25 protein-coding genes, 1 tRNA gene, 1 pseudogene and 1 riboswitch are annotated in these 25,943 nt (G+C 67.6%); of the genes and pseudogenes, 16 read left to right on the plus strand and 11 right to left on the minus strand.

The features are described from left to right. Positions 1–42 precede the first annotated feature (42 nt). Complete coding sequence (locus CDOO_RS11190; protein ID WP_038574030.1) at positions 43–702, plus strand: hypothetical protein; 660 nt, start codon at positions 43–45, stop codon at positions 700–702. On the opposite strand, the gene CDOO_RS11195 is transcribed toward CDOO_RS11190, so the two are convergent. After that, complete coding sequence (locus tag CDOO_RS11195) at positions 699–1,682, minus strand: alanine racemase (protein ID WP_018022700.1); 984 nt, start codon at positions 1,680–1,682, stop codon at positions 699–701. The genes CDOO_RS11190 and CDOO_RS11195 overlap by 4 nt on opposite strands. Further along, positions 1,679–3,442: a pyruvate dehydrogenase gene (locus tag CDOO_RS11200; protein WP_018022699.1), complete on the minus strand. Its 1,764-nt coding sequence runs from the start codon at positions 3,440–3,442 to the stop codon at positions 1,679–1,681. Before CDOO_RS11200 ends, CDOO_RS11195 begins: the two co-directional genes overlap by 4 nt. A gap of 266 nt (positions 3,443–3,708) precedes the next feature. Between CDOO_RS11200 and CDOO_RS11205 the strand changes: the two genes are divergently transcribed. Both CDOO_RS11205 and CDOO_RS11210 read left to right on the plus strand, forming a co-directional pair. Continuing rightward, positions 3,709–5,001: an MFS transporter gene (locus tag CDOO_RS11205; RefSeq protein WP_038573425.1), complete on the plus strand. Its 1,293-nt coding sequence runs from the start codon at positions 3,709–3,711 to the stop codon at positions 4,999–5,001. Between the two features lie 194 nt (positions 5,002–5,195). Then, a complete protein-coding gene (locus tag CDOO_RS11210; protein WP_018022697.1) occupies positions 5,196–5,744 on the plus strand; it encodes a hypothetical protein in 549 nt (182 codons plus the stop codon). Here CDOO_RS11210 and CDOO_RS11215 read toward each other — a convergent pair. Further along, positions 5,711–5,923: a hypothetical protein gene (locus tag CDOO_RS11215; RefSeq protein ID WP_018022696.1), complete on the minus strand. Its 213-nt coding sequence runs from the start codon at positions 5,921–5,923 to the stop codon at positions 5,711–5,713. The genes CDOO_RS11210 and CDOO_RS11215 overlap by 34 nt on opposite strands. 50 nt (positions 5,924–5,973) lie before the next feature. After that, positions 5,974–6,046 (minus strand) — tRNA-Thr (locus CDOO_RS11220). 129 nt (positions 6,047–6,175) lie between these two features. On the opposite strand from CDOO_RS11220, the gene thrE reads away from it, so the two are divergent. The 5 genes and pseudogenes from thrE to otsB all read left to right on the plus strand — a co-directional run. After that, the gene (gene thrE, locus CDOO_RS11225; RefSeq protein ID WP_425389140.1) at positions 6,176–7,681 is read left to right on the plus strand and encodes a threonine/serine exporter ThrE; all 1,506 of its coding nucleotides are present in this window, start codon (positions 6,176–6,178) and stop codon (positions 7,679–7,681) included. A gap of 49 nt (positions 7,682–7,730) precedes the next feature. Beyond that, positions 7,731–8,102 (plus strand): hypothetical protein, encoded by a 372-nt coding sequence (locus CDOO_RS11230; protein WP_018022694.1) that lies wholly within the window; start codon positions 7,731–7,733, stop codon positions 8,100–8,102. Positions 8,103–8,116: 14 nt separating this feature from the next. After that, a complete protein-coding gene (locus tag CDOO_RS11235; RefSeq protein WP_018022693.1) occupies positions 8,117–9,532 on the plus strand; it encodes an alpha,alpha-trehalose-phosphate synthase (UDP-forming) in 1,416 nt (471 codons plus the stop codon). Next, positions 9,529–9,975: an META domain-containing protein gene (locus CDOO_RS13360; protein WP_018022692.1), complete on the plus strand. Its 447-nt coding sequence runs from the start codon at positions 9,529–9,531 to the stop codon at positions 9,973–9,975. Before CDOO_RS11235 ends, CDOO_RS13360 begins: the two co-directional genes overlap by 4 nt. A gap of 10 nt (positions 9,976–9,985) precedes the next feature. Next, positions 9,986–10,702, plus strand: a pseudogene (gene otsB / locus CDOO_RS14405) (trehalose-phosphatase); the annotation flags it as partial. A gap of 476 nt (positions 10,703–11,178) precedes the next feature. Here otsB and CDOO_RS11250 read toward each other — a convergent pair. Continuing rightward, positions 11,179–12,276, minus strand: a complete 1,098-nt coding sequence (locus tag CDOO_RS11250) for a LacI family DNA-binding transcriptional regulator (RefSeq protein WP_018022690.1) — start codon at positions 12,274–12,276, stop codon at positions 11,179–11,181. A gap of 92 nt (positions 12,277–12,368) precedes the next feature. Here CDOO_RS11250 and CDOO_RS11255 point away from each other — a divergent pair, with 92 nt between their 5' ends. The 6 genes from CDOO_RS11255 to CDOO_RS11280 all read left to right on the plus strand — a co-directional run bounded on the left by CDOO_RS11255 (position 12,369) and on the right by CDOO_RS11280 (position 17,850). Then, positions 12,369–13,223, plus strand: a complete 855-nt coding sequence (locus CDOO_RS11255) for a metal ABC transporter solute-binding protein, Zn/Mn family (protein ID WP_018022689.1) — start codon at positions 12,369–12,371, stop codon at positions 13,221–13,223. 1 nt (position 13,224) lies between these two features. After that, complete coding sequence (locus CDOO_RS11260) at positions 13,225–13,926, plus strand: metal ABC transporter ATP-binding protein (RefSeq protein WP_018022688.1); 702 nt, start codon at positions 13,225–13,227, stop codon at positions 13,924–13,926. Beyond that, positions 13,927–14,787: a metal ABC transporter permease gene (locus CDOO_RS11265; protein WP_018022687.1), complete on the plus strand. Its 861-nt coding sequence runs from the start codon at positions 13,927–13,929 to the stop codon at positions 14,785–14,787. 11 nt (positions 14,788–14,798) lie between these two features. Then, on the plus strand, positions 14,799–15,587 hold the full coding sequence (locus tag CDOO_RS11270; RefSeq protein WP_018022686.1) for a CE1 family esterase: 789 nt from the start codon (positions 14,799–14,801) through the stop codon (positions 15,585–15,587). A 106-nt stretch (positions 15,588–15,693) separates the two neighbouring features. Continuing rightward, the gene (locus tag CDOO_RS11275) at positions 15,694–16,662 is read left to right on the plus strand and encodes a DUF4352 domain-containing protein (protein ID WP_020384673.1); all 969 of its coding nucleotides are present in this window, start codon (positions 15,694–15,696) and stop codon (positions 16,660–16,662) included. 99 nt (positions 16,663–16,761) lie between these two features. Beyond that, positions 16,762–17,850 carry an alpha/beta hydrolase gene (locus CDOO_RS11280; protein WP_018022684.1) on the plus strand — a complete coding sequence of 363 codons (1,089 nt, stop codon included), beginning with the start codon at positions 16,762–16,764 and terminating at the stop codon, positions 17,848–17,850. Here CDOO_RS11280 and CDOO_RS11285 read toward each other — a convergent pair. From CDOO_RS11285 to thiM, 3 genes are read right to left on the minus strand one after another with little or no spacing between them, the layout of a single operon-like run. Beyond that, complete coding sequence (locus CDOO_RS11285) at positions 17,834–19,360, minus strand: bifunctional hydroxymethylpyrimidine kinase/phosphomethylpyrimidine kinase (protein ID WP_026159462.1); 1,527 nt, start codon at positions 19,358–19,360, stop codon at positions 17,834–17,836. The genes CDOO_RS11280 and CDOO_RS11285 overlap by 17 nt on opposite strands. Positions 19,361–19,362: 2 nt before the next feature. Further along, a complete protein-coding gene (gene thiE / locus CDOO_RS11290) occupies positions 19,363–19,992 on the minus strand; it encodes a thiamine phosphate synthase (protein WP_018022682.1) in 630 nt (209 codons plus the stop codon). Then, a complete protein-coding gene (gene thiM, locus CDOO_RS11295) occupies positions 19,989–20,777 on the minus strand; it encodes a hydroxyethylthiazole kinase (protein WP_026159461.1) in 789 nt (262 codons plus the stop codon). Before thiM ends, thiE begins: the two co-directional genes overlap by 4 nt. 20 nt (positions 20,778–20,797) lie before the next feature. Further along, positions 20,798–20,904, minus strand: a riboswitch (TPP riboswitch). Positions 20,905–21,130: 226 nt separating this feature from the next. Between thiM and CDOO_RS11300 the strand changes: the two genes are divergently transcribed. Next, entirely contained in the window at positions 21,131–21,661 is a 531-nt protein-coding gene (locus CDOO_RS11300) for a hypothetical protein (RefSeq protein WP_038573429.1), read from the plus strand. Here the strand turns inward: CDOO_RS11300 and CDOO_RS11305 are convergent. Then, the gene (locus CDOO_RS11305) at positions 21,551–22,810 is read right to left on the minus strand and encodes an IS256 family transposase (RefSeq protein WP_038573431.1); all 1,260 of its coding nucleotides are present in this window, start codon (positions 22,808–22,810) and stop codon (positions 21,551–21,553) included. The two genes, CDOO_RS11300 and CDOO_RS11305, sit on opposite strands and share 111 nt — an antisense overlap. 159 nt (positions 22,811–22,969) lie before the next feature. Between CDOO_RS11305 and CDOO_RS11310 the strand changes: the two genes are divergently transcribed. Beyond that, positions 22,970–23,446, plus strand: coding sequence for a hypothetical protein (locus CDOO_RS11310; RefSeq protein ID WP_018022857.1), 477 nt, complete (start codon positions 22,970–22,972; stop codon positions 23,444–23,446). 63 nt (positions 23,447–23,509) lie between these two features. Here CDOO_RS11310 and rlmB read toward each other — a convergent pair whose 3' ends face one another. Both rlmB and cysS read right to left on the minus strand, forming a co-directional pair. Then, entirely contained in the window at positions 23,510–24,460 is a 951-nt protein-coding gene (gene rlmB, locus CDOO_RS11315; protein ID WP_018022856.1) for a 23S rRNA (guanosine(2251)-2'-O)-methyltransferase RlmB, read from the minus strand. 12 nt (positions 24,461–24,472) lie between these two features. Beyond that, positions 24,473–25,855, minus strand: coding sequence for a cysteine--tRNA ligase (gene cysS / locus CDOO_RS11320; RefSeq protein ID WP_018022855.1), 1,383 nt, complete (start codon positions 25,853–25,855; stop codon positions 24,473–24,475). Positions 25,856–25,943 lie beyond the last annotated feature (88 nt).

Here is a 25,943-nt window from a genome sequence, read left to right on the forward strand (position 1 = left end):
CGAATCCCGCGGCGCTTGTATCCCCAGATTACGCTGTGCGCTGTGCCCAATGCAAGCGCTGCACCGCTCGCCGAAGTTCAACGTTCACTAAGCATTCCCCGATTTAGCCGGTACCTAGCTCACCACTCTGGCGACCCTGACCGCGCGACTCAACTGTATGCATGGAACGCAGACGTTTCAGCTCGCTTTATGCTGCCGATCCATTTCGCAGAGGTTTCAATCCGCAACGCCGTGAATGAGGCTCTTTCCGAGGTCTACGGTGACAGGTGGCCTTGGGTCGAAGCCTTCGAGAACAGTCTCCCTGAAGTGAGAGGCCGCAACTTCAAACCGCGGGAGGAACTCAAGCGAGTCCGCTCCCGCGAGGAGTCGACGGGAAAAGTTATTGCCGAGTTGAAACTGATTTTTTGGGTGCGCATGTTCGACTCTCGCCATCATCATCGTCTGTGGCAGCCGCATATCGCCGCGGTGTTACCCGACGCCGCGATTTCAGATCCCGCCAGCCTGCGAGAGAATGTGAAGACCCGGCTCGATCGTCTGCGGGTACTGAGAAATCGGCTCTCGCACCATGAACCCATTTTCGACCAGGACCTCGAAGCATATTTGACGCATTCTCTCGAACTCGTCGGATACAGATCTGCGGCAGTGCGGGAATGGGTGGCGTCTCTGGAGTCAGTTTCGTCCGCTCTCGGCGAGAAACCCTAGGAGTTCCTCCCCCGCGCCGCCACCCGCCACGTTCCGCCGTCGACGAGCTGCACCTCGTCGACGAGGTTGAGCACCGGGCAGACGTGGTTGGGGATGACGTCGAGCTGCTCGCCGAGCTCGGGAAGCTGCCCCGGGAAGGTCACGGTGGCGTGGTGCTCGGACAGGGCGGTGACCCGCGCGTCCGCGTGGCCCCGGATGCGCGCGAAACCGGTCGCCCAGGCCGGACGGTCGGAGCCGAGGATCTTGGAGCCTGAGTCGAGGATGACGTGTCCCAGATCGTCGCGACGCGAGACCACCGTCGCACGCACCACCAGGGCGATGTCCTCCTCGCTGCAGGTGCCCAGCTCGAGCTGCTGGGCATCATTGAAGACGTAGACGCCGGGGCGGATCTCATCGACGCCGGTCGATTCCCGCGCCGAGGGCGTGGACCCGCCGGAGAGCAGCAGATCCCGCCCGATGGCGTCTCGGGCCGCGGCGAGCACCCGGGCCTCGTCTGCGGCGGCCGAGACCTGCGCGCCCGGCGCATAGGAGTGCCCGGGGAAGGTGAACAGGCCGCGCAGCCTATCACCCGCGGCCTCGGCAACCGGGACCGGATCGATCGAGCCGGAGCGGTGGTGGCCGGAGTCGAGCTCAATCATGAACTCGACGTTGTCCGGCAGACCCACCCGCTGCCAGGCGTGCACGGCCTCGCGGGAATCGACACCGACGCGGACCCGGGAGGACAGCGCACCCAGGCGCTGTGCCAGCTCCGGAATCGGCCACAGCGGGTAGGCGATGAAGAGGTCGCCGGCGAAGTCGAAGACCTCGGCCTCCCCCACCGTGGCGACCGTGAGCCCGACGGCGCCCGCGTCCAGCTGCATGCGGGCGATCTTGGGGATCTTGTGTGTCTTGACGTGCGGGCGCGCCGGTGTGCCCACCGACGCCATGCGGGTGACGTTCTCCCTCACCCGCGCGGCGTCCACCAGAACGAACGGTGTCACAGGAAGCGGTTCTTCTCGATCGACGCCGCCGCCCCGATGTGCTTGAGGTTGGCCTTGGCCAGGTTGGCCATCTTGCCGATGCCGCCACCGAAGACCGTCTTGGCCGCCGAGCGCGAGAAGCCCATCATCATGTCCCACGTGATGTTCGGCGGGATGGACAGGGCGTCGGGATCGGTGACGACGTCGAGAAGCACCGGGCCGTCATAGGCGAAGGCCTCCTTGATGGCCTTGTCCAGCTTCTTCGGATCCTCCACGCGGATGGCCTTGATGCCCACGCCCTCGGCGATGGCCGCGAAGTTCACGTGCTCGTGATCGGTGCCGAAGTCCTCGAGGCCGGCGACCAGCATCTCCAGCTTGACCATGCCGAGCGAGGAGTTGTTGAAGGTGACGATCTTCACCGGCAAGTTGTGCAGCTTCACCGTGAGCAGCTCGCCGAGCAGCATGCCCAGCCCGCCGTCGCCGGAGAAGGTGATCACCTGGCGGTCCGGGTTCGCGGCCTGCGCGCCGATGGCCTGCGGCAGGGCGTTGGCCATGGTGCCGTGCTTGAAGGAGGCCACCTCATCACGCCGACCGTTGGGCGTGATGTACCGGGCTGCCCACACGTTGCACATGCCGGTGTCCACGGTGAAGATCGCGTCCTCGGCTGCATGCTCGTCGATAAGCGAGGCCACGTACTCCGGGTGGATCGGCTTCACCTTGCCGGCCTTCTTGGTGTAGTTCTCCACCACACCGTCGATGAGGTTGGCGTGGTCCTTGAGCTGCTTGTCCAGGAAGGAGCGGTCCTTCTTCGCCTCGACGTGCGGGAGGATGTTCTCGATCACCGCTCCCACGTCGCCGACGACCGGGTGGGTGACGGTGGTGCGGCGACCAATGTGCGCGCCGTCGATGTCCACCTGCGCCACGTTCTTCGTGGGCAGCCAGTCCTGGTACGGGAAGTCCGTGCCCAGGAGGATGAGCAGGTCAGCCTCCCGCATGGCGTTGGAGCAGGCACCGTAACCGAGCAGGCCGGACATGCCCACGTCGAAGGGGTTGTCGTACTGGATGTGCATCTTGCCGCCGAAAGCGTGGCCGATGGGAGCCTTGATCTTCTCCGCCAGCGCGAGAACCTGCTCGCGGGCGTCACGCACACCTTCGCCGCAGAAGAGGGTGACGGAGTCGGCGTCGTTGATCGCCTGCACCAGGTCGGCGGCCTCGGCCGGATCCGGGAAGACGATCTGACGGCCCGTGGCGATCTTGGAGTTCATGAACGTGTCGTCCGTCGCCTCCTCCTTCGACACGTCGCCGGGGATGACGATGACGGAGACACCGTTGCCGGCCATCGTCGACTGGATCGCGTTGTGCAGGACGCGGCTACCCTGCGTGGCGGAGTTGGCCATCTCGACATAACCGGAGCACTCCTGGAACAGCTGCTCCGGGTGGGTCTCCTGGAAGAAGGAGGAGCCGATCTGCATGCTCGGGATGTGCGAGGCGATGGCGAGGACCTTGGCGCCGTTGCGGTGGGCATCGTAAAGCCCCTGCACGAGGTGGGTGTTACCCGGCCCGCAGGAGGCGGCACACACGGCGAGGTCGCCGGTGGTGAGGGAATCCGCGCCGGCAGCGAAGGCCGCGGCCTCCTCGTTGCGCACATGGATCCACTCGATGCTCGAGTCGGCGATCGCGTCGGTAATGGGGTTGAGGCTGTCCCCGACCAGCCCGTAAATACGTTTAACACCCTGCTTCTCCAGGGTCTTGACCAATTGCTGTGCGAAATTCTGAGCCATGTCCGCCAGTGTCCCCTTTTTCGGCTGATCTCGCCACGACGGCCCGGGCAGGCGGAACTAATGACCTACCGAGTGGCCTTCCGAACCCTTCCCGAGGCCCCTTCGGTAGGTCCCTGGGTACACCCGCACACCCACAGCGTCCGCACTCCCGGGCCGAACTAATGACCGACCGAGCCCCTCCCGCGGACCCCTTCGGTAGGTCATTCCGTCCGCACCCCGCGCCCGCATCCCTGGCCGGACGGGGAAACTCTTCGTAGACTCCCCCCATGACTACAGAATCAGCCCGGCGCGGCCAGGTCGCGGCCTGGGCCATGTGGGACTTCGGTTCCGCGGCCTTCAACGCGGTGCTGGTGACCTTCATCTTCTCCGTCTACCTCGTCGACTCCGTGGGCGCGGACGTCTCCGGCCCGATCACGTCGGCGCAGTATCTGTCGGTCGCACTCGCGGCGGCGGGTCTGGCCGTCGCCGCGATCACGCCGATAGTGGGCCAGCGCGCGGACATCACGGGCACGCGTCGAAAAGCGCTCGGAACGTGGACGTTCATCACGGTCGCGCTCATGGCGGCGCTGGTGTTCGTGCGTAACGACGCCAACTGGTACTTCTTCCTCGGCCTCGCCCTGCTCACCCTGGGCACGGTGACGTTCGAGTTCGCCGAGGTCAACTATTTCGCCCAGCTGAACCAGATCTCCACTCCCGCAACAGTCGGCCGGATCTCGGGCTTCGGCTGGGCCGCGGGATACGTCGGCGGCATCATCCTGTTGCTCCTGTGTTTCGTCGGGTTCGTCTCCGGCGAGGGCGACACTCGTGGCCTGCTGGGCATCCCCGTCGCGGGCGGGTTGAACATCCGGTTGGTGGCCCTGTTCGCCGCCGTGTGGTTCGCTCTCGCAGCGCTGCCGGTGCTGTTCAAGGTGCCGGAGATCGCCCCCTCCGGCGAGAAGGCCGGCACGATCCCGGATTCCTATCGACGCCTCGTCCGCGAGCTCAAGGAACTCTGGCACACCGACCGCCGCTCCGTACGGTTCCTCATCGCCTCCGCGGTCTTCCGCGACGGCCTGGCCGGCGTGTTCACCTACGGCGCCATCCTCGGCGTCTCTGTCTACGGACTCCAGCCCGCAGACGTGCTCATCTTTGGAGTCGCGGCCAACATCGCGGCGGCGCTCGGCGCGGTGCTCGGCGGGCTTATCGACGACCGGCTCGGCCCCAAACCCGTCATTCTCGGCTCCCTGTTTGCCCTGGTGGTCGTGGCGGTGGCCCTGTTCTTCGCCCACGGGGCACTGGCGTTCTGGATTCTGGGGCTGTTTCTCTGCCTATTCGTGGGGCCGGCGCAGTCGTCGTCACGCTCCTTTCTCACCCGCGTCATCCCCGAGGGGCGGGAGGGGCAGATGTTCGGCTTCTACGCCACCACGGGCAGGGCTGTGAGCTGGCTGTCGCCGATCGCGTTCTTCGCCCTGGTCTCGCTCGGCGGGGGTGACGATCGCTGGGGCGTTCTGGGGATCGGGCTGGTCCTGCTCGTCGGGGCGGGGCTCATGCTCGGGGTGCGGGACGCAGTGCGGGTGTGAGTCACCCGTACATCGGTTGTCATCGCCAGGATGGCACCGGACACTGCCGTGGGCTTCCTGCGAATACGCGACTTCTTCCTGACGTTTTCCATGTTCGGGACACTATCCAGTCAGGGAATCGGAGAGGATTTTTCCGGGGAACTTTCCCCTCCGTCAGTCCTCCCGGACCGACGAGAATAACTATCCTTGCCGGCATGACTGACTACGACGAGGCGGCTGCCCTGAAGGCCAGCGACATCCGACCCACGTCGGCGACCTGCAACCTCTCGGCCTTCGAGAACTCCGCGCTCGGCATCGAGCCGGGTATGAAGTTCGAGCTCAACATCGAGTGCGAGCCCGACGAGAACGGCGAACCCGTCGAGGTCACCGCGGACTGGGTTGCCTTCCCCGGGCGGTCCTGGAAAGAAATGGAGAAGATCCAGGTCGAAGGTGAAGAATGTTTCCTGGAGGCTGGCTCTCCCGAGCTTTCCATCTATTGCGACTACACCCACTTTCGTATGGGTCAGCTCACCCTGCGCGTCGGCCCGCTCGAAGACGGCCACGTTCAGGCGCATCTTGAAGCCACCGAGGATGTGGACGGCCTCGGCCTGGACAGCTTCTCCCTCGACGTCCGCGCCCGGTTCCTCGGCGTCTACGGCAGCGGGTCAGTGTCCGACCTCATTGACCTCGAGGGCCTGGAATCATCGGGAAACGGACACTGGGTTCCGGTCTACGACGCCTTTCGGGATTCGGAGAACCGATAAAACATCCAGATCACAAAGACGATAAACGGGAGAATCAGGTGCGCCACCACCCACAGGATGACCCGGGGCACTGAGCTGCCCACGCTCAGTTCCCTGTAGATCATCACGCCGGTGAGAAGTGACCAGAGCAGGGGAATCGCGCTCCACACGATGTCGTAGGCCGCCGGAAGTTCGATCATGCCGACAAGGTATCGCAATTTTCCACGCTCTACCACCGTCAAAAAAGTTGAGCTGGAGACGAGACTTGAACTCGCAACCTACGCATTACAAGTGCGTTGCGCTACCAATTGCGCCACTCCAGCAGTCGCGTCGTCGTGAAATGACGCAGGGGCACAGTCTAACGCAGTCGCCCGGCGCGGCGACGTGGCACCGTCGATAAGCCTCTGTGGCGGGGAACCGTTAGGATGCCCCTTCGAAAGGGTGGTGCACACGTGGGAGTTTTGTCTAGGCTGAGCGAGATTCTGCCGGGTTCCGGTCGCTTATCGACGATCGACACCGCCCGCGCGGCTCCGCCGCCCTCCCCCCTGGCTCCCATCAATCTGCAGGACCCGTCACAGGTCGCGGGTGTGATGTCCATTGCCGCGCGCATCGGCGACATCCTCGTCGGTTCGGGCACGGGAAACCGAGACGCCCAGGCGCAGGTGCGGGCCGTGACGTCCGCGTACGGGCTGATCTACTGCCACATCGCCATCACCATGAACACGATCCAGCTGTCGGCGTCGGTGGGCACGGGGGCGAACAAGCAGCCCGTGCAGGTGTTCCGCGTGGCACGCACGCCGACGACGGACTTCTCCAAACTCGCCGAGGTGGACCGGCTCATCCGCTCCATCCAGTCGGGTGCGACCGGGCCGGACATCGCGGAGAAGATCCTCGATGAGCTGGAGGCGCGCCCTCGCGGGTTCGGGTTCCGCACGGCCATCTGGGGCTGGGCGCTGCTCGGCGGGGCCGTGGCGATCCTGCTCGGCGGTGGGCTGTTCGTGGCGGCGGTCGCCTTCGTCGCGTCCTTTGTCATCATCGGGCTCAACGAGGTGCTGGCCCGGCGCGGGCTGCCGGACTTCTTCCTCCAGGTGCTCGGGGGGTTCATCGCCACGCTACCGGCGGCGGTGATCTACGAACTCGCACAGCAGTTCGGCATCCAGATCCGGCCGAGTCAGATCATCGCGTCCTGCATCATCGTGCTGGTCGCCGGCCTGTCCCTGGTGCAGTCGCTGCAGGACGGGATGACCCACGCCACGGTCACGGGTTCGGCGAGGTTCTTCGACACCATCCTCATGACCACCGGCATCGTCGCCGGCGTGGCCATGGGTATCTCCGCCGCGGGCATGTTCGACATCGACCTGCCTCCCATGGAGGCCACCCCGCCCCCGAACTTCACCGGGGCGCTGGTCATGGTCGCGGCCTCGGCGGTGATCTGCGCCGGCTTCGCGGTCGGCGTGTACGGGGAGCGCTCGGCCATCGCGGTCTCCATGGCCGCGGGCATGCTCGGCGCCTCCACGTTCCACCTCATCTTCCTGCCGCTGGGCATGGGAACGGTCATGGCCTCCGGCGCGGCCGCGGTGGCCATCGGCCTCTCCGGTGGTCTGCTCGCCCGCCGGTTCCTCATCCCGCCGCTGATCACGGCCATCGCGGGCATCACCCCGCTGCTCCCGGGTCTCATGCTCTACCGGGCGATGTACGCGCTGCTCAGCGAGCAGACCCTCGTGGGATTCACCAACCTCTTCCTCGCGCTCGCCATCGCAGGCTCCCTCGCCGCCGGCGTGGTCCTGGGCGAGTGGATGGCACGGCGTATCCGCCGCCCGCAGGACTTCCGGCCCTACGCGGCGCTGCGCCGGGCCGGGCGATTCTCCTTCCAGACGCTGGCGCGTCGGCAGAAACCCGTCAGGCCGGCGCAGACCTCCCGGCGGTTGAGGAAACCGCGCGGCGGTAGCGTAAACTGACAGAGCTAATAACCTGCTAGAAACCTCGTCAGAAGATCAGGAGTCCACCGTGCCACCGAAGGTCCATGACACCCGCCCGAGCGCCGAAGAGATCGAGGCCATCGAGACGGAGACCGCCGTCAACGCACGCCGCATCGTGGCCACCTACGCCGAGGACTACTTCGACGGTGTCACCCTCATGTGCATGCTCGGGGTCGAGCCCGAGGGCCTGACCCACAGCAAGGTCGCCGAGGAGGTCAAGGCCGAGGAGGCCCAAGCAGCCAAGGAGCCGGCGAAGACGGCCGCCAAGAAGGCCACCAAGGCCACCGCGAAGAAGACCACCAAGACCGCGGCCAAGAAGACGGCCGCCAAGAAGACCACGAAGACCACGGCCAAGAAGGCCACGAAGAAAACCTCCACCAAGACCACGAGCGCGGAATAGGGCCTGGTGCTTCCATGAGCGGCGACAACGATTTTGTGGTGGTCGCGAACCGGCTGCCGGTGGATCTGACCCGGAACGCCGACGGCTCCGAGTCGTGGACCCCCTCGCCAGGCGGGCTCGTCGCCGCTCTGACCCCCGTCCTCTCCGCGAACGAGGGCTGCTGGGTCGGCTGGCCGGGGACACCCGACGCCAGCCCCGAGCCCTTCCACACGGAAGACGGGGTTCTCCTGCATCCCGTCTCCCTCACCGAGGCGGACTACCGGGACTTCTACGAAGGTTTCTCCAACGCCACCCTGTGGCCGCTGTACCACGACCTCATCGTCTCCCCGGTTTACGACCGCTCCTGGTGGGAGAGCTACCGCGACGTCAACCACCGCTTCGCCCTCGAGGTGGACAAGGTCGCCGCCGAGGGCGCCACGGTGTGGGTGCAGGACTACCAGCTCCAGCTCGTGCCCGGCATCCTGCGGCAGATCCGCCCCGACCTCACCATCGGGTTCTTCCTGCACATCCCCTTCCCCGGCCCGGACCTGTTCCGCCAGCTGCCGTGGCGCGAGGAGATCGTCCGCGGCCTGCTCGGCGCGGACCTGCTGGGGTTCCACCTGGAATCCAACGCGGCCAACTTCCTCGACCTGCTGCGCCACGTGTCCATCCCCGTGGAGGGAACCGCGCGCACCCGGGAGGTGCAGGCGTTTGCCACCGGCGGTGACGGGCGCCGGGTGGGCGTGGCGGCCTACCCCATCTCCATCGACCCGTCCTCGCTGGGCCACTCCGACGAGGCGGCGGTGGCACAGCGGCGGGGGGAGCTCGGCGACCCGGCGACGGTCCTGCTCGGGGTGGACCGGCTCGACTACACCAAGGGCATCCTGCAGCGGCTGACCGCTTTCGAGGAGCTGCTCGAATCGGGCGCGCTGGACGCGCAGGACGTGGCGTTCGTGCAGGTGGCAACGCCCTCACGGGAGCGGCTGGAGGAGTACCGCCGCGCCCGCTCCGAGGTGGAGGAGGCGGTGGGGCGCATCAACGGGCGGTTCGGCGCCATCGGCCGGCCCGTCGTGCACTACCTCCACCAGGCGCTGCCGAAGCGGGAGCTGCGCCACTACTACTCGGCGGCGGACGTAATGGTGGTCACGCCCTTCAAGGACGGCATGAACCTCGTGGCCAAGGAGTACGTCGCCTGCCACCCGGACGGCTCGGGGTCGCTCGTGCTCAGCGAGTTCGCCGGCGCCGCGCAGGAACTCACGCAGGCGAACCTCTGCAACCCCTTCGACTCGGAGTCCGTCAAGGCCGCGATCCTCCAGGCCATCCAGGGCCTGGCCGCCCACCCCGATGTCATGGCCCAGCGGATGTCGGTGATGTACGAGCAGGTCACCACCCACGACGTGGACGCCTGGGCCAACGCCTTCCTCTCCTCGCTCCGGGACGCCCGGCGATGAAACGGGTCGCGGTCATCGCCGGCGCCCTGCTGCTCAGCGCGTGTTCCCCCGCGCCCGCCGACGGCGAGCGCCCCGTGGAGGGCACGACGTGGTCGGCGACGGACATCTACCTCTCCCCCGACGCCCCCTCCGCCCTGCCGGCCAGCTCCGCCGGGGCGGTGACCCTGGTCATCGGTCGTGCGTCGGCCACGGGCAACACCGGCTGTGCGCCGCTGCAGGCAAAGGTCGAACTCACCGGTGAGCGCCTCGTGTTCGACGAGGTGCACTACGGGGAGGCCTCCCCCACCTGCCCCGAGCTCTCGCGCGGCGTGCACGACACGGTGACGGGGCTCATCCACGACGCCGCCGCGTTCTCGGTGGACCGTCGCGGCCCCTCGGAGATCGTGCTCACCGCGGAGACGGAGGCGGTCGACCGGCCGTCGATACGCTTCCTGGGACTGTAGGTTGGGGCGCATGATCACAGCCGCGACCGCCCAGAACCTCCTCGTCGTCTCGGATTTCGATGGCACCCTCGCCAGCTTCTCCGTCGACGCCGCCGACGTCCCCGTCAACGCCCGCTCGCTCGCCGCCCTCACCCGCCTCGCCGGCCTGCCCGACACCCACGTGGCCGTGCTCTCCGGACGCCACCTCGAGGGCCTCATGCAGGTCTGTCACCTGCGCGCCCCGATCGCCTTCGCCGGTTCCCACGGCAACGAGTCCTCCGTGGCCGGTGAGCCCACCGAGGCGCAGCAGGAGGCGCTGGACTTCGTGGACCGGCAGCTCTCGGAGATCCTCGACGAGCCCGGCGCGTTTGTGGAACGTAAACCCTTCCAGCGGGTCGCCCACGTGTTCCGCCTGGCGCAGGAGGACCCGGCGCGGGCGCAGGAGCTGCTCGCCCGCGCCGCGGCCATCGACCCCGGTGAGACCCGCATGACGGCGGGCAAGCAGATCCTGGAGTTCTCGGCCACCGATGTCACCAAGGGCACCTGGCTCGCCGGGGAGCGCGAGCGGGTCGGCGCGGACGTCACCGTCTTCCTCGGCGACGACGTCACCGACGAGGACGGCTTCCGCATCCTGGGCGGCTCCGACGTGGGTGTCAAGGTCGGCGGGGGAGAGACGTCGGCCGGGGTGCGGGTAGCGGGTGTCGAGGAGGTCTCGGACTGGCTGACGCAGCTTGCCGACGACCGTTCCCGACACCTCGGTTTTCCGAGGGACACCCGCGCCCGCTTCGAGTGGGTCGCCGCAGGCCTCAGCTCGGTGGTGTTCCAGGTCACCGACTGGGACGCGGCGAGCTCGTGCGAGGGGTGGTCGGCACGCGACGTGGTCGACCACCTGGCCACCTGGTTCCCGGAGGCCATCGGCGCCGAGGCAGTGACGGGTGAGCCGCTGGAGCAGTGGTTCGGCCTGGTGGAGTTTGTCCGCGAGCGCCTGGCGGAGAACGAGAAGCTGGTGCGCAGCGTGCTCATCACGGACATCTTCCTGCACACCTGGGACCTGGCCACCTCGCAGGGCCTGAGCGCGCCTCTCGACGAGGGCTTCGCCGCCAGCCTGCTGCGTGCCTTCGAGTCGACCGACCTCAGTGCCGACGGCAAGTTCGCCGAGCCGGTGCCCGTCGCGGAGGGGGCCTCCGTGATGGACAAACTCATCGCCCAGTCCGGTCGCCGGCCCTAGCTGGCTGGCGGGCCCACCGTTCGTCCGGGCAGGAACCGCGTCTCCAGGATGCGGCGGGGGGTCCGCGTCTCGGCGGTGCCGGCGATGAGTTCACCGAGCATGTCCCCCGCGGCCGTGCCCTTCGCCCGCATGGGCTGACTCACGGTGCTCAGCCCCCTGTTCACGGCGAGTGTCACCCCGTCGAAGCCGGTGACCGACAGGTCTCCCGGAACGCTGCGCCCCTGCGCGCGGGCGAAGTCGAGCACGCCGAAGGCCATGGAATCCGTCGTGCACAGCACGGCCGTGAGGTCGGGGTGGCTGGTGAGCAGCTCTCGCGCCCCGTCGACCGCGGTGACGTGGTCATTGTGGTGCCGCACAACCACGGGCACCTGCGCGGGGTCGATCCCCGCCCCGGCGAATTCCGCGAGGGCGCCCCGGATGCGGCCGCGCTGCACGTGCAGGTCGGCGCGGTCGATGGCGGAGGGGTTGACGGGGCCGTCGAGACGCGTGCGGCTGAGGCGCTTGGCCAGGATGCCGATGCGGGTGTGCCCGGCGGCGACGAGCGCGGCGGCCGCGGGGCGGATCGCCGCGTGGTCGTCGATGCCCACGAAGGGCAGATCGGGCAGGTCGTAGGGCTGGTCGCAGACCACGATGGGCAGGCCGGTGGCGCGGGCCGCGGCGAGGTTGGGGTCGTCCGCGGCGACGGAGTAGACGATGAACCCGTCGACCACCGCGCGCTGAACGAGTCCCCGCGCGTCGTCCGGGTCTTCGTCACCGGGGCCAACGGGCACCAGGGTCAGGGACGTACCCGTGCCGGCCGAGGAATCGGCGAGACCGGCGAGGAAGTCCACCGACGCGAGGTCCTCGAAGGCGTAGGACAGGCGTTCGGTGAGCAGGACACCGACGCTGCCCGCGCGGCGGGTGCGCAGAGACCGCGCCGTGGGGTCGGGCCCCGGGTAACCGCGCTGGGCTGCGGCCGCGAGGATGCGTTCACGCAGGGCCGGGGAGAGCTGGTCGGGGTGGTTATAGGCGTTGGAGACGGTGGTGCTGGACACCCCCAGTTCGGCGGCGAGGGAGGCGAGGGTGCCCCGGCTGCGCGCGCGAACGGATTTCATGGGGGCACAGTCTACGTCGGTCTTTGCCGGCGGGGCATTTTCAACTGGTTTTCATGTTGACAATTATTGTCAATAAGGAGAAGGTGGTGCCCATGAGAACCCGCGTCCTGGCTGTCGCCGCCGCCCTCCCGCTGGCGGCCTGCTCCGACACCCCGCCGAGTGCCGACGTGGTCGCCTCCACCTCCGTGTGGGCCGACGTGGCCTCGGCCGTGCTCGCCGACACCCCCCTGTCCGTCACCGCCATCGTCGAGGACAACGCCATCGATCCGCACAGCTTCGAGGCCACGGCCGCCGACCTGGCCACGGCCATGAACGCGAACACGGTCGTCGTCGGCGGCGGGAGTTACGACGCCTGGCTCTACGAACCGCTCGCCGGGCGCAGCGACGCCACCGTGATCCACGCTCTGCCCCTCGAGGGACACGAACACGGGGAGCACGGGGAACATGAGGGCCACGAGGAGCACGACCACGAGGCCAACGAACACGTCTGGTTCGACGTCGACGCCGTCGAGGCCGTCGCCGGGGACATCGCGGCCCACGCCGGCACCGACGCCGGGCCAGTGACCGCGGACCTGGCTACGCTGCGCCAGCAGCTCGGCGGGCTCACCGGCGCGACCGTCGCCCAGACCGAGACCGTCGCGGACTACCTCATCGAGGACTCCGGCCTCACCGACGTCACCCCGGCCGGCTACCGGGCGGCCGCCCGTAACCACGCCTCCCCGGCCGCCGGGGACCTGGCCGCGTTCCTCCGCGCCATCGACGACGGCGGGGTCGACGTGCTCATCCACAACCCGCAGACGGAAACGGATCTCACCGCCTCGATCCGCGACGCCGCGGACAAGGCCGGCGTCCCCGTGGTGGAGATCGCCGAGATCCCGCCCGCCGGCGCCAACTTCTTCGACTACTTCCACCGGGTCGTCGATGATCTGGAACGGGGGGCGGCCTGACATGCTCGTTCGTTTCACCGACGCCGCCGTCGACCCCCTCTGGTCCGGGCTCAACCTCACCGTCGAACCTGGAGAGTTCCTCGCCGTCCTCGGCCCCAACGGCGTGGGCAAGTCCACGCTGCTCAGCACCGTCCTGGGCACCCGCACGCTCACCCACGGCCGGGTCGAGGCGCCCGCCCGCATCGGGTTCATCCCGCAGCAGCGTCTGTTCGAGCGCAACCTGCCGCTGCGCGCCCGCGACCTGGTGTCCCTGTCGCTCGCCCACGGCACCCTGAGCCACCGCAGCCCGAAAAGAGCGCAGGTCGACGCCCTGCTCGCCGAGGTCGGCGCCGACGGCCTGGCCGATCTCCCTGTGGGGCGGATGTCGGGCGGCCAGCAGCAGCTCGTGCGCCAGGCCCAGGCCCTGGCGAACGACCCCGAACTGCTGCTCGCCGACGAGCCGCTGCTGAGCCTGGACGTGGCGCGTGAGCAGGCGACCGTCGCCAAGCTGGACGCGCGACGCCGGGAACGCGGGACCTCCGTGATTCTGGTAACCCACGGGATCAATCCCGTGCTGGACGTCGTCGACCGGGTGCTCTACCTCGCGCCGCACGGGCACACGCTCGGCACCGTGGCGGAGGTCATGCGTACCGACGTCCTTTCCGACCTGTACCGGGCCCGCGTCGAGGTCGCGCGCGTGGGCGATCGACTGGTGGTGATCTAGATGCTTTCCCAGACCCTCGAGCTGCTGGAGTTCGACTTCGTGCGCCAGGCGCTGCTCGCATCCGCGCTGCTAGGGCTGCTGTCCGGGGTGATGACCCCGCTGATCGTGCTGCGGCGCATGAGTTTCTCCGTCCACGCCACCAGCGAACTCGCGCTCATGGGCGGGGCCGCGGCACTGCTGCTGGGTGTGAACATCGGCCTCGGCGCGGTGGTGGGGGCGATCGTGGCCGCGATCGTGCTCGCTGTGCTGGGCTTTCGGGGTCAGCAGGATTCGTCGATAGGCGTGGTCATGAGCTTCGGTCTGGGACTGGCGGTGTTGTTCCTCTACCTCTACCCGGGCAACTCGTCGACCGCGATGTCGCTGCTCACGGGCCAGGTCGTCGGCGTCTCCGGCGCCTCGACATGGGCCCTCGCCGCGGTGACCGCCGTGGTGGTCGGGGTGGTCGCGCTGCTGTGGCGCCCGCTGCTCTTCGCCTCCGCCGACCCGGAGATGGCCAGCGCCGCGGGGATTCCCGTGCGGGCGCTGTCGGTCATTTTTGCCGTGCTCATCGGCCTGGCCTCGGCGCAGTCCGTACGGATCGTCGGTGCGCTGCTGGTCATGGCGCTGCTCATCACTCCCGGCGCGGCGGCCGCGCAGATCGCCTCCTCCCCGCTGCGTGCCGTGGCGTGGTCGGTGCTGTTTGCCGAGGTCGCCGCAGTCGGCGGCCTGCTGCTCTCCCTGGCTCCGGGGCTGCCGGTGAGTGTGTTTGTCACCTCCATCTCCTTTGCCATCTACCTTCTCTGCCGCGTCATCGGCGGGCGCCGGAGGGTGTACCGGGACGAGGTCACGGCCGCGCACTACTCAGATTCGGAGCACCACTAGGCTGATCGGCCATGGGCTATCACGTGGACAGGAAGAAAATCGGCGAGCGCTCCTACGTCCTCGTCTCCCCCGACGAGGCCCCGGCTTCGGCGCTGCTGCTGTTCTTCCACGGCTCCCAGCAGTCCGGCAACGTCGCCCGCAACTTCACCGCCCGCACCTTCGACGACCTCACCGCGCGCGGCGTCGCGGTGGCGTACCCCAACGGCGTGGCCAACCACTTCAACGACGCCCGCCTCGACTACGACGAAAAGACCCGCAAGCTGGGCATCGATGACGTGGGTTTCACCCGAGACATCGTCGCGGAACTTGGCTTATCGACGGTCTTTGCAGCCGGATTCTCCAACGGCGGCCAGATGGTGCTTCGCCTGCTTCACGACGCCCCCGGCCTCCTCTCCGGCGCCGCCACCATCGCCGCGTCTCTGCCCACCGACGACAATCTGCTTCCCGACCTGGGAACTCCAGTGCCCACGCCCCTCCTGATGATCCACGGCACGGGCGACCGCATCGTCCCCTACGAGGGCGGCCGCGCGGGCACCGCCAACCAGCGACGTGGCACGGTGCGATCCGCCGTAGCCGCGGCCGAGTACTTCGCGCAGGCCAACGGCTCCGCGGAGCACTCCGTCACGGAGGCGGACGGTTTCCGTATGGACAGGTGGGACGGCGGCGCACCGGTGCAGTTGATCACCGTCGAGGGAATGGGACACCTGGTGCCCGCACCGCACGACGTCGATGAGCGACTCGGCCCGGGCACCAGGGCCTTCGCGGCCGCCGACGTCATCGCGGACTTCTTTGAGTTGTGAACTATCCAGTTTTGCAGTGTGATTTGATTCATATGCTGCAGGTGGATTCCTGGAGCACATTCCGGGATAGCGCCACTGCTGATCCCTCTGAAGAAAGAGATCAGTAATGAGCGTGCTGAAACATGCGTCGATATTCGGCTGTGCCGCGGTCCTGGCCCTAAGCCTCGTCGGATGCTCCTCCGAAGAGGCCGCGCCTTCCACTCCGACCACCATGGAAACCACGACCACGCCACCAGAGAAGCTGCCCGGTGTCGGCGAACCCGTTGAAGCCGAGGGCGTGACCCTGGCTGTTCTGGAGGTCTCGGAGACGGCCACGCTTCCACTACTCGAAGACGGGGTGAAGGCCGAGACCGCGGCGACCGAGACTCGCTCTGCTGAATCCGGCACAAAATTCGTCTCAGTGGTGACCGAGGTGGAAAACACCGGGACTGAGAGCTGGGATCTCACCTGTGGATTCGCCGTCCAGGCCAGCCTCTTCGATCCCGACGACCGCCGCTTCGACCCCGTCGAAGACCTGTACCGGATTCCGGGAAACCCGGAGTGCAACGACCACCTCAACCCGGGCATGAAGGACCAGATGACCTGGGTGTTTGAGGTCCCGGAGACGATCAAGGCCGAGAAGTTCGGGTTCGCCGACCCCGAGACCCACTACGACGACTTCACCTTCATCGACCTCACCACCGTCACCGGCGACCTCACCCCCACCAGCGAGGTGCCCGCGCAGGAGCCGACGGAGGCTGCGACGACCGAAACCTCCGCCTCCATCGCAGCGGAGCCCGAGAGTTCAGAGCCGACTTTCGTCCGGTGTCTGGCCGATCTCACCATCTATGCGTTGTACTCGGACGGCTCAACCCGGATCACACCCTCATGTGAGAATGATCCCGCCGTACAGCGAGCTGCGCGCGCCGAAGGAGTCTGTGGCGGCCTCTACGCGCCCGAAGGCACTACTGCGGAGGAGTACCTGGACCTCTGCGGAGTCCCGATTCGCACGAGTCCTCCCTCCGCTCCCGAATCCGTCGCTCCGGTTTCCCCCGTTGCTCCTGAACCCGCCAACGGGAATACACCCGGTCAGTAGCGCTCGACTGTGCCTTGGTGCGAAGGTCTGTGCCCACCGGGGTTTTTAGATAGACAAAACACCCACCGCGGCGACCATGGAGAATTAGGATGACATTTCATGGTCACCTCGCGTCCCGTCGTCGGCGCCACCACCCCACCCACACCAACCGTGTTCGAGCGCCTCACGCGTCTGGGCGTCACCGTGCTGGGCGCGCTGCCGGACGCGGTCCTCTCCCGCATCGCCGGCACGCCGACGGAGATCGACGGCCAGCGCCTCGAACCTGAGGTCCAGGCCGCGCTCCGCATTCTGCATGCGCTGCCCGAAGAATCGTTCGAGGATCTCTCCCTGGACAAGGGCCGGCGTCAGATTGACGTCGAGGCCTGGCAGTTCGGTGGCCGGCCGGTGCCGGTCGGCGCGGTGCGTGACCTGGAGATCCCGGGTGCCGACGGCCCGATCCCGGCGCGGCTCTACCTCCCGGAGGCAGCCGACACCGATACCCCACTCGCGGTCTACTTCCACGGCGGCGGCTTTGTCCTCGGGTCCATCGCGTCCCACGACCCGGTGTCGCGGTTTCTCACCCACCACGCCGAGGTCGCGGTGCTTTCGGTCGGCTACCGCCTGGCACCGGAGCATCCCTTCCCTGCGAGCCACGAAGACGCAGTCGCGGCCTACTCCTGGGCCGCGGCGAATACGGGGAAGCTCGGCCTGGCACCCCGGGTCGCCGTCATCGGTGACTCCGCGGGCGGCAACCTCGCCGCGATCGTGAGCCTCGCGGCCCGCGACCGGGGCCTGCCCCTTCCCGTTGCACAGATTCTGCTGTCGCCGTGGCTCGATCTTGCTTCCGACCGGCCCTCGCGAACGCTGTTCGCGGACGGGTTCTTCCTCACCGCGGCTCAGATCGACTGGTACCGCGACAAGCTTCTGGAAGACCCGGCCCTCGCCACCGACCCGCGGGTCTCACCCCTCCACGCGGATGATCTCTCCGGCCTGCCACCGACGTTGTTCGGATACGCGGGATTTGATCCCATCAGGGACGAGTCCCGCGCCTATGCCGCCCGTCTGCGGGAAGCAGGCGTCGAGGTTGACGAGGTGTTCCTTCCCGGCCACGTGCATCCCTTCTCCAACGTGCTCGGCGCGGGACGGACCGGGAAAACGGCCACCCAGGAGATTGCCCGGAAGCTCGGAGAGCTCACGGCACGTCGATAAGCGTGGCCTGTCCGAAGAAGTCGACCTCATGCCGGCAGGCACGCAGGTACGCGACGGCGGCGGCGGAACGCTGTTCCGGGGTGGCACCCGCGAGCAGGCGTTCGGTGGCTTCGATCGCTTCCGTGGTGGCGGCGCGGAACTGGTCGTCGTCGTACGTGGAGAGCCACTGGGTGTACGGGTGACTGTCATGATTCTGCGCGTGCAGGTCGGCGCCGACGTGGGCGTACATCCAGAAGCACGGCAGCACGGCCGCCACTCCCGTGAGGTGTTCGCCGCGGGTCTCCGCGCGCAGGAAATCGGTGTAGGCGCGGGTCACCAGCGTCGGCCGGACCACGTCCGGCACACCCCACCGCTCCTGCATCTCGACCTCCGCCGCCACGGTCTCCGCGACCATGCCGGACCACATCCGGCGATCCTCTGCCCCGGACGCGGATGCCGCGAGAGCAGCCAGCGCTCCCGAGTAGATGTCGAGGTAGTAGCTGTCCTGCGCGAGGTAGAAACGGAACTGCTCCTCGGGCAGGGTGCCCGCGCCCAGGTCGGCGACGAACCCCTCGTCGAGCTGCGCCAATGAAACGCCCGAGGCCCGCCACAACGCCTCCGTCCACGGCCCGGCGGCGGCCACGGCCGGTTCCGCCGCGCTCCCGCCCAGCTCGGCCGGGTCCGTCCACCGCTCGGGCAGGTCGAGAGCTTCCTGCTCCTGCCGTGCGGCGGCCGCGTATCGACGCCCCCTGTGCCCGTGGTCGATGGGCCCGTTGCCACTGCCCACCTGCAGTTCCTCTCCGAACCTCAGCGCCTCGTGCACCCAGTCAGTCGCCCAGCGCACTGCGGTCTCCGGGTCCTCACCGCCCGCCAGCTGGGTGGCCAGGGCGGACGAGAGTGAGCAGCCCGTTCCGTGCGAGGCGGTCGTCCGCACGACGGGCGAGGGAACGTGGACGAGGACCCCGCGGGCGTCGATAAGCGAGTTTCCCCGGTCCTCACCGGGGAGGTGGCCGCCCTTGGCCAGTACCAGGGCCCGGGTTCGTTCCGCCAGCTCCCGGGCCTGCCGGTCCGCCTCCTCCCGGGTCTGCGCGGGCTCGGCCTTCGTGAGCATGGCCAGCTCGTCGAGGTTGGGGGTGATCACGCTCGCCCGCTCGAGCAGGCCCGCCGAGACCCCGGAGGCGAGGGTGTCCCCGGAGATGGCCACCATCACGGGGTCGACGACCACGGGAATGTCCCGGCCCAGCTCATCGAGCCATTCGACGACCACCCGAGCGCAATCCTCGTCGGCGAGCATGCCGATCTTGACTGCGTCGATCTCGACGTCGTCGGACACGGCGAGCAGCTGTGCCCGGAGAAAGTCCGGATCCGGGGTGTGCACCTCGCGCACACCGTGGGTGTTCTGCGCGACCAGGGAGGTGACCACGGCCATGCCGTAGCCCCCCGCGGCCGCGATCGACTTCAGGTCGGCCTGGATGCCGGCGCCGCCGGTCGGGTCGGTGCCAGCGATGGACAGTACGCGGGGAATGCTCATGGTCACGCCTCTTTCAGTTCTCGGGCTGCCGCCTTCGGGTCGGCGGCGGCCATGATTGCGGACACCACGCAGGCGCCGACAGCGCTGGTGGATCGAACATCGTTGATGGTCTCGGCGGTGATGCCACCGATGCCCACGGCGGGAATACCGTGCTCGGCTGCGCGCGTTGCGAGCCGGTCGAGCCCCTCGATACCCAGGGCTGGCCCGGCATCGAGTTTGGTGGAGGTGGGAAAGACCGGCCCGATCCCGAGAAGATCCGGGCGGGTCTCCGACATGACTGCGGCGTCGACCTCGGCCTCCGTGCCGGCCGACAACCCGATGAGCAGGTCAGGGCCGAGCGCCTCCCGCGCCTGGGCCACCGACCCGTCCGCCTGGCCGATGTGCACGTGGAAACCGTGTCGGGCGGCGAGGTGAACCCGGTCGTTGACAAACACGGGCACCCCGGCCGGGCGGGCGATCTCGCCGACGGCCAACAGGAGGCGGGTGAAGGTCTTGTCGTCGATAAGCTTGTCCCGGACCTGGACCACCGTCACGCCCCCGTTGATGGCCTCGGCGACCACCGCCGGAACCCGGTCGACGCCGCCTGCCTGGGCGGAATCGGTGACGAGGTAGAGGCTGTAGTCGATGCTCATTCCCCCTCCTCGATCTCGCAGAGTGCGGGCAGGGCATTGGAGCCGTTGTACAGCGCGTCAATCCAGGCGTTGCGGAAACTACCGGGGCCGGCGGAGACCTTGGCCGCCAGAGCCCCCGCGCCGGAGAAGGCCACGTGGGCGGCCGCGGCCCCGTCGTACGGGTTGCCGGCGGCGACGCAGTAGGCTGCCGTGACCGCGCCGAGGGAGCAACCCGTGCCGATGACCAGTGCCATCAGCTCGTCACCGCCGGTGATCCTGGTGACCCGTCCCCCGGAGACGATGATGTCGGTTGGGCCCGAGATCGCCACGACCCCGCCGGTGAGCGCGGCCAGGGCGCGCCCCGCCTCGAGCGCGGACTCGGGATCGTCCGTGGAATCGACCCCGCGCCCGCCCTGGGCGTCGCTCCCCTCGTGGGCCACGTGCAGGTTGCGCACCTCGGAGGCATTGCCGCGGATCACCGTGGGCTTCTGGTCGAGCAGCTCCACCGCGAAGCGGGTGCGCACGCCCAGGCCGCCGACGGCCACCGGATCCAGCACCCAGGGAATGTTGCGCCTGCGGGCCTGGGCGACCGCCGAGCGCATGGCCTCGAGGACCGGCGGATCCGGATTGCCGACGTTGATGAGCACCGCATCTGCGGCGGCCGCGAACTCGCCTGCCTCCTCGGGGTGGCTCACCATCGCGGGTGCGGCCCCTGCCGCGAGCAGGACGTTGGCGGTGATTTCCTGAACCACCGAGTTGGTCAAACAGTGGACCAACGGTGCAGAGTGCCGAACATCGTCGTGAATTTCTTGAAAAACCGTGCGCGAAAAAACCACAGTCACATTCCCTTCGCCAGTGCGAACTAGAGCAGGTTCTACGGGTCTGATCTCAGCCCCCGGTCATATGCGACCGGGTGCACCCCGTGTGAGTGATTTCGACGATAGCAGAAACCAGGGGCGTGACGGCAAGGTTCTGCCCCTCCTGGGGGTAGCCGGGCCGCCGGTACCCGACGACCTGTCGGGTGACAGTCCAGACATCTGGACGACCGTCCACTATCAGGGGTGCCTCGGCTGGGAATTTGCAATGCACCACGCACATCGGTCCTGCGCATTCCACGCTGTCCACATAAATTCACGTTTCCCAGAGAGAGGTACCCGTTGTGAGCAACCCCTACGATCCATCCGGCAACGACCCGGGCGGCCAGCAGCCCTACGGTCAGCAATCCAGCGGCGATCACCCATACGGTCAGAAGTCCTACGGCCAGGACCCTTACGGCCAGCAGCCTTACGGCCAGGACACCTACGGGTACGCTCACAACCCCCAGAACCAGCAGTATGCGGCCGCGCCCGCCGCTGGAAAGTTCGATGCCGTTCAGAGCATCAGCTACGGATTCAAGGCGTTCGTCGAATCCTGGACCACCTGGGTCGGCGCGTTCGCGCTCCTCGTCGTAGCCACGATCGTTTTTCTCGGCATACTGATGGTCCCGCTCTTCGCCATCGCCGCGGCGCCCAGCGACACCAGCGCCGATGTTCCGATGGATAGTGCCCCGTGGCGTGGTGGAATTCGGATCGGTGTCTGGTCAGTCGCAGTGATCAACGAGTTCCGTGGGTTGATCATAACCACTACCGGTGTCGAGGGCTTGTTGCTTGGCGGCGATGACGGCTCGGAGCTCAGCCATCGAGGTGTCTGACAGGTAGCGGCGGCCGACTTGCCATTCGTCGTGTTGGTCGATGACCACCGAGGTTGCCAGCCGTAGGAACGCGGCCGGGTTGGGGAAGATCTCCACGACGTCAGCACGGCGCTTGATCTCCTTGTTCAGCCGCTCGATCGGGTTGTTGGACCAGATCTTCTGCCAGTGCCCTTTCGGGAATGCGGTGAAGGCCAGCACGTCGGTCTTGGCCTCCCGCATCATCGCTATGACCTTGGGGAACGAGTCGGCGAACGTGTCGGTGACCTGGTCCCACTGTGCGGCCACGTCAGCGGGGTCGGTGTGGGCGAAGATCGTCTTCACGGCGGCGGTCACCGCGGGGGCGTGCTTGGACGCGACAGCGCCGTGCAGGTTGCGCATGAAGTGCACCCGGCAGCGCTGCCACGCAGCCCCGACGAACTGCTGCGCCACGGCCGCTTTCAGGCCCGCGTGGGCATCGGAGATGACCAGGTGCACCCCGGTCAGGCCGCGGGCCTTGAGCGAGAGCAGGAAGTCCGACCAGAACTCATAGGATTCGCTGTCCCCGACGGCGGTGCCGAGCACTTCGCGGGTGCCGTCGACGGAGACTCCGGTGGCCACGACCAGGGCGTGCGAGACCACGTGCGCACCGATCCGAACCTTGCAGAACGTGGCGTCGGCGAACACGTACGGGAACTGGGTGTGCGCCAGCGTGCGGGTGCGAAACGCCTCCACCTCGGCGTCGAGGTCAGCGCAGATGCGAGAGACCTCGGATTTGGAGATGCCGGTGTCAACGCCGAGTGCGCGAACCAGGTCGTCGACCCCGCGGGTGGACACGCCGTGCACGTAGGCCTGCATGATCACCGCGTACAGGGCCCGGTCGACCCGGCGGCGACGCTCGAGCAGGGCCGGGAAGAACGAACCCGAGCGCAGCTTCGGGATGCGGGCCTCGATATCACCGGCTGGCGTGGAGACCGTCTTGGTGCGGTGCCCGTTGCGGTGGGTTGTGCGGCCCTCTGAGCGCTCGTAACGGTCGGCCCCGATCTTGGTGGCGGCCTCGGCCTCGATCAGCGCTTGCAGGCCGGCACGGACCAGCTCGGCGAACATCGCCTGCGGGTCCGCGGACAGCAGTGCATCCAACTGGGCGTGTACGCCAGAATGGGAGTGGGTCATCGCGTGGTGTGTCCTTACTGTGAGCTACTTGGCGGTAACTCATTGACCACTACGCGATGGCCAACCCCCTTGGCGGGCCAACACACCGCTGTCAGCCCAAAGCCCAGCCCCCAAACCCCACCACTCCAAGGGACTTACCCTTCCGAGTCGGCCGGCCTCGTGATCTTCCTCATCCTGGCGACGATTCTCTTCATTGTTTTTTGCGTAATCTTCCAGCTCAACGCAGCACGCAACGCCGTCCAGGTCGTCCAGGGAGAATCCATCACCCTGCGCGACTTCTGGCGTCTCGACGGCCTGGGCACCCCCATCCTTGTCAGCCTGGTCATCTTCCTTCTCGCCTGTTTAGGCGCGCTGGTCGCCGTCGGAAGCATCGTGGTCGCCGTCGTCTTCCAGTTCGCGTACGTGGCTGCGTTCGCCTCCCGCCAAGCGACTGTCGGTTCGGTCCTCGGATCCTCGTGGGAGGTCTTCAAGAACAACGTCGACCAGGCGATCCTGCTGTTCATCCTCTGCTACCTGCTTAATCTCGCGGGTGGCTTCGTCATCATCGGCATGGTTGTGACCGCACCGGTGGTCTTGCTGGCGCAGGCGCACGCCTACCTCGTCGGTATTCAGGCTCCGGTCAAACCCCGAACCTAAACAGAAAAAGGTGTTGCCCGGCCCGATTTCCCGGACCGGGCAACACCCGTTTCGGCGGGAGGACTAGCCAGCCACCCGGCGCTGCCGCGCGAACTCACTGAGCACCACGCCGGCTGCGACGGACGCGTTGAGTGATTCCACCCAGTCCGTCGTGGGCACGGACATGATGACGTCGCAGGTCTCGCTCACCAGGCGGGAAATTCCCTTGCCCTCGGAGCCGACGACGATGACCACGGGATCCGTGCCGCCGTCGTAGGTGTCCAGGGTGTGCTCGCCGCCGGCGTCGAGGCCGACGACCTGGTAGCCGTTCTTCTGGAACTCTTTGAGCACACGCACGAGGTTGGTCTCGCGCGCGACGGGCAGCCTTGCCGCGGTGCCCGCGGAGGTGCGCCACGCCACTGCGGTGACCGATGCCGAGCGACGCTCGGGGATGATCACGCCGTGGCCGCCGAAGGCCGCGGTGGAGCGGATGACCGCGCCGAGGTTGCGGGGGTCGGTGATGTTGTCCAGGACCACGAACATGCCCGGGTTCGGGTCGTCGTTGGCGCGGGCGATGAGGTCGAAGACGTCGTCGTACTTGAACGGCGGGATCTCCAGGCCGATGCCCTGGTGCAGCGTGCTGCCGGTGAGGTGGTCGAGCTCGGGGCGCGGAACTTCGCGCACGATGATGCCGCGGGCGTTGGCCAGGTGCACGGCCTCGGTGAGGCGGTCATCCGCGCCCGTTCCCTGCGCCACCATGAGCGACAGGGCGGGAACGTTGGCGCGCAGGCACTCGAGAACCGGGTTGCGGCCGACGACGAGCTCGGTGGTGGATTCCTTGATGTGGCGTCCGGAGTCGCGGCGTTTGCGCTCCATCTTCTTCTTGTACGCGGCGTGGTACTCACGGTCCTCGGCCTTGGGCGTCGCGCCCCTGCCGGCCAGGCTGCGGCGTCCCTTGCCGCCGGTGCCCTTGGTGGCACCCTTCTTGTTAGTCTTGCGCACGCCGTGACGGTCGTGGCTCTCGTTTCTTGCCATGCTCTTACTTCCTTATTTAATTGACCACTGCGGGCCGTCTGCCGTGTCGGTGACCTCGATGCCCGCGGCCGCGAGCCTGTCGCGGACGGCGTCCGCGGCAGCGAAGTCCTTGTCCGCCCGCGCCTGAGTGCGCGTGTCCAGTTCGGCCCGGATCAGGGCGTCCAGGACATCATCGCTTCTCGACGACCCCTCGCCCCCGAACCGCTCATCCAGCGGATCTACCCCCAGCACCTTAGCCATGGCACGCACGTTTCCGGCAATCCGGCGTGCCTCGTCCTTCTCCCCGGCGGCGAGCGCGGTGTTTCCCGCGCGGACCTGGCCGTGGATTTCCGCGAGTGCCCGGGGAACGGCGAGGTCGTCGTTCATAGCCTCCACGAACCCCTCGGTCAGCTCGCCCGGCTCTGGGGACCCGGCACGATCGACGAACTCCTCGATGCGGCGGTAACCCTGTGCGGCCTCCAGCAGCGCGGACTCCGAGTACTCGAGCACGCTGCGGTAGTGCGCGGAGCCGAGGTAGTACCGCAGCTCGACGGGCCGGACCTTCTCCAGCAGGGCGGGGACGCTGAGCACGTTGCCCAGGGACTTGGACATCTTCTCCCCGGCCATGGTGACCCAGTGGTTATGCATCCAGTAGTTGGCGAACCCGTCCCCGGCCGCATGCGCCTGGGCGATCTCGTTCTCGTGGTGCGGGAATTGCAGGTCCAGGCCGCCGCCGTGGATGTCGAAGGTCTCTCCCAGATACCAGGTGGCCATCGCCGAGCACTCGAGGTGCCAGCCGGGCCGGCCGTCACCCCAGGGGGTGGGCCAGCTCGGCTCACCCGGTTTGGCGGCCTTCCACAGGGCGAAATCCTGCGGGCCACGTTTGCCGCGGTCGTCGGTCTCGCCCTGCTCCATCTCCTCGACGCGGTTGCCGGAGAGTGTTCCGTAGTCGGATCCTTCGGCCCTGACCCAGGCCTGGACGTCGAAGTAGACGGAGCCCTGCGCGGGATAGGCGTAGCCGGCGTCGATAAGCCTCTTCATGTAGTCGACCATCTGGGTGACATGCCCGGTCGCGCGGGGTTCGACCGACGGAGGCAGGACGCCGAGGAGATCGTAGGCGCGGGTGAATTCGCGCTCATAGGTGGAGACCCATTCCCACCAGGGGCGACCGTTGTCGGCGGCCTTGGTGAGGATCTTGTCGTCAATGTCCGTGACGTTGCGGACGAAGGCGACGTCGTAGCCCAGCTCGAGGAACCAGCGGCGCAGGATGTCGAACGCGACGCCGCTGCGCAGGTGGCCGATGTGCGGCTGGGCCTGCGGGGTCGCACCGCAGAGGTAGATGGACGCGTGCCCCTCTCGTACGGGCACGAAATCGCGCGGGGTGCGGGTGGCGGTGTCGTAGATCCTCAGAGTCACAGTGATCCAGTGTACGGGTGCTTGTGGGGACTTCTCCCCATACCTCTTTGCCGGTGGAACGAACGGTGTGAGACTTCGTTTCAGTCGC

It is taken from the genome of Corynebacterium doosanense CAU 212 = DSM 45436 (genome assembly GCF_000767055.1).
GTDB classification, from domain to species: domain Bacteria; phylum Actinomycetota; class Actinomycetes; order Mycobacteriales; family Mycobacteriaceae; genus Corynebacterium; species Corynebacterium doosanense.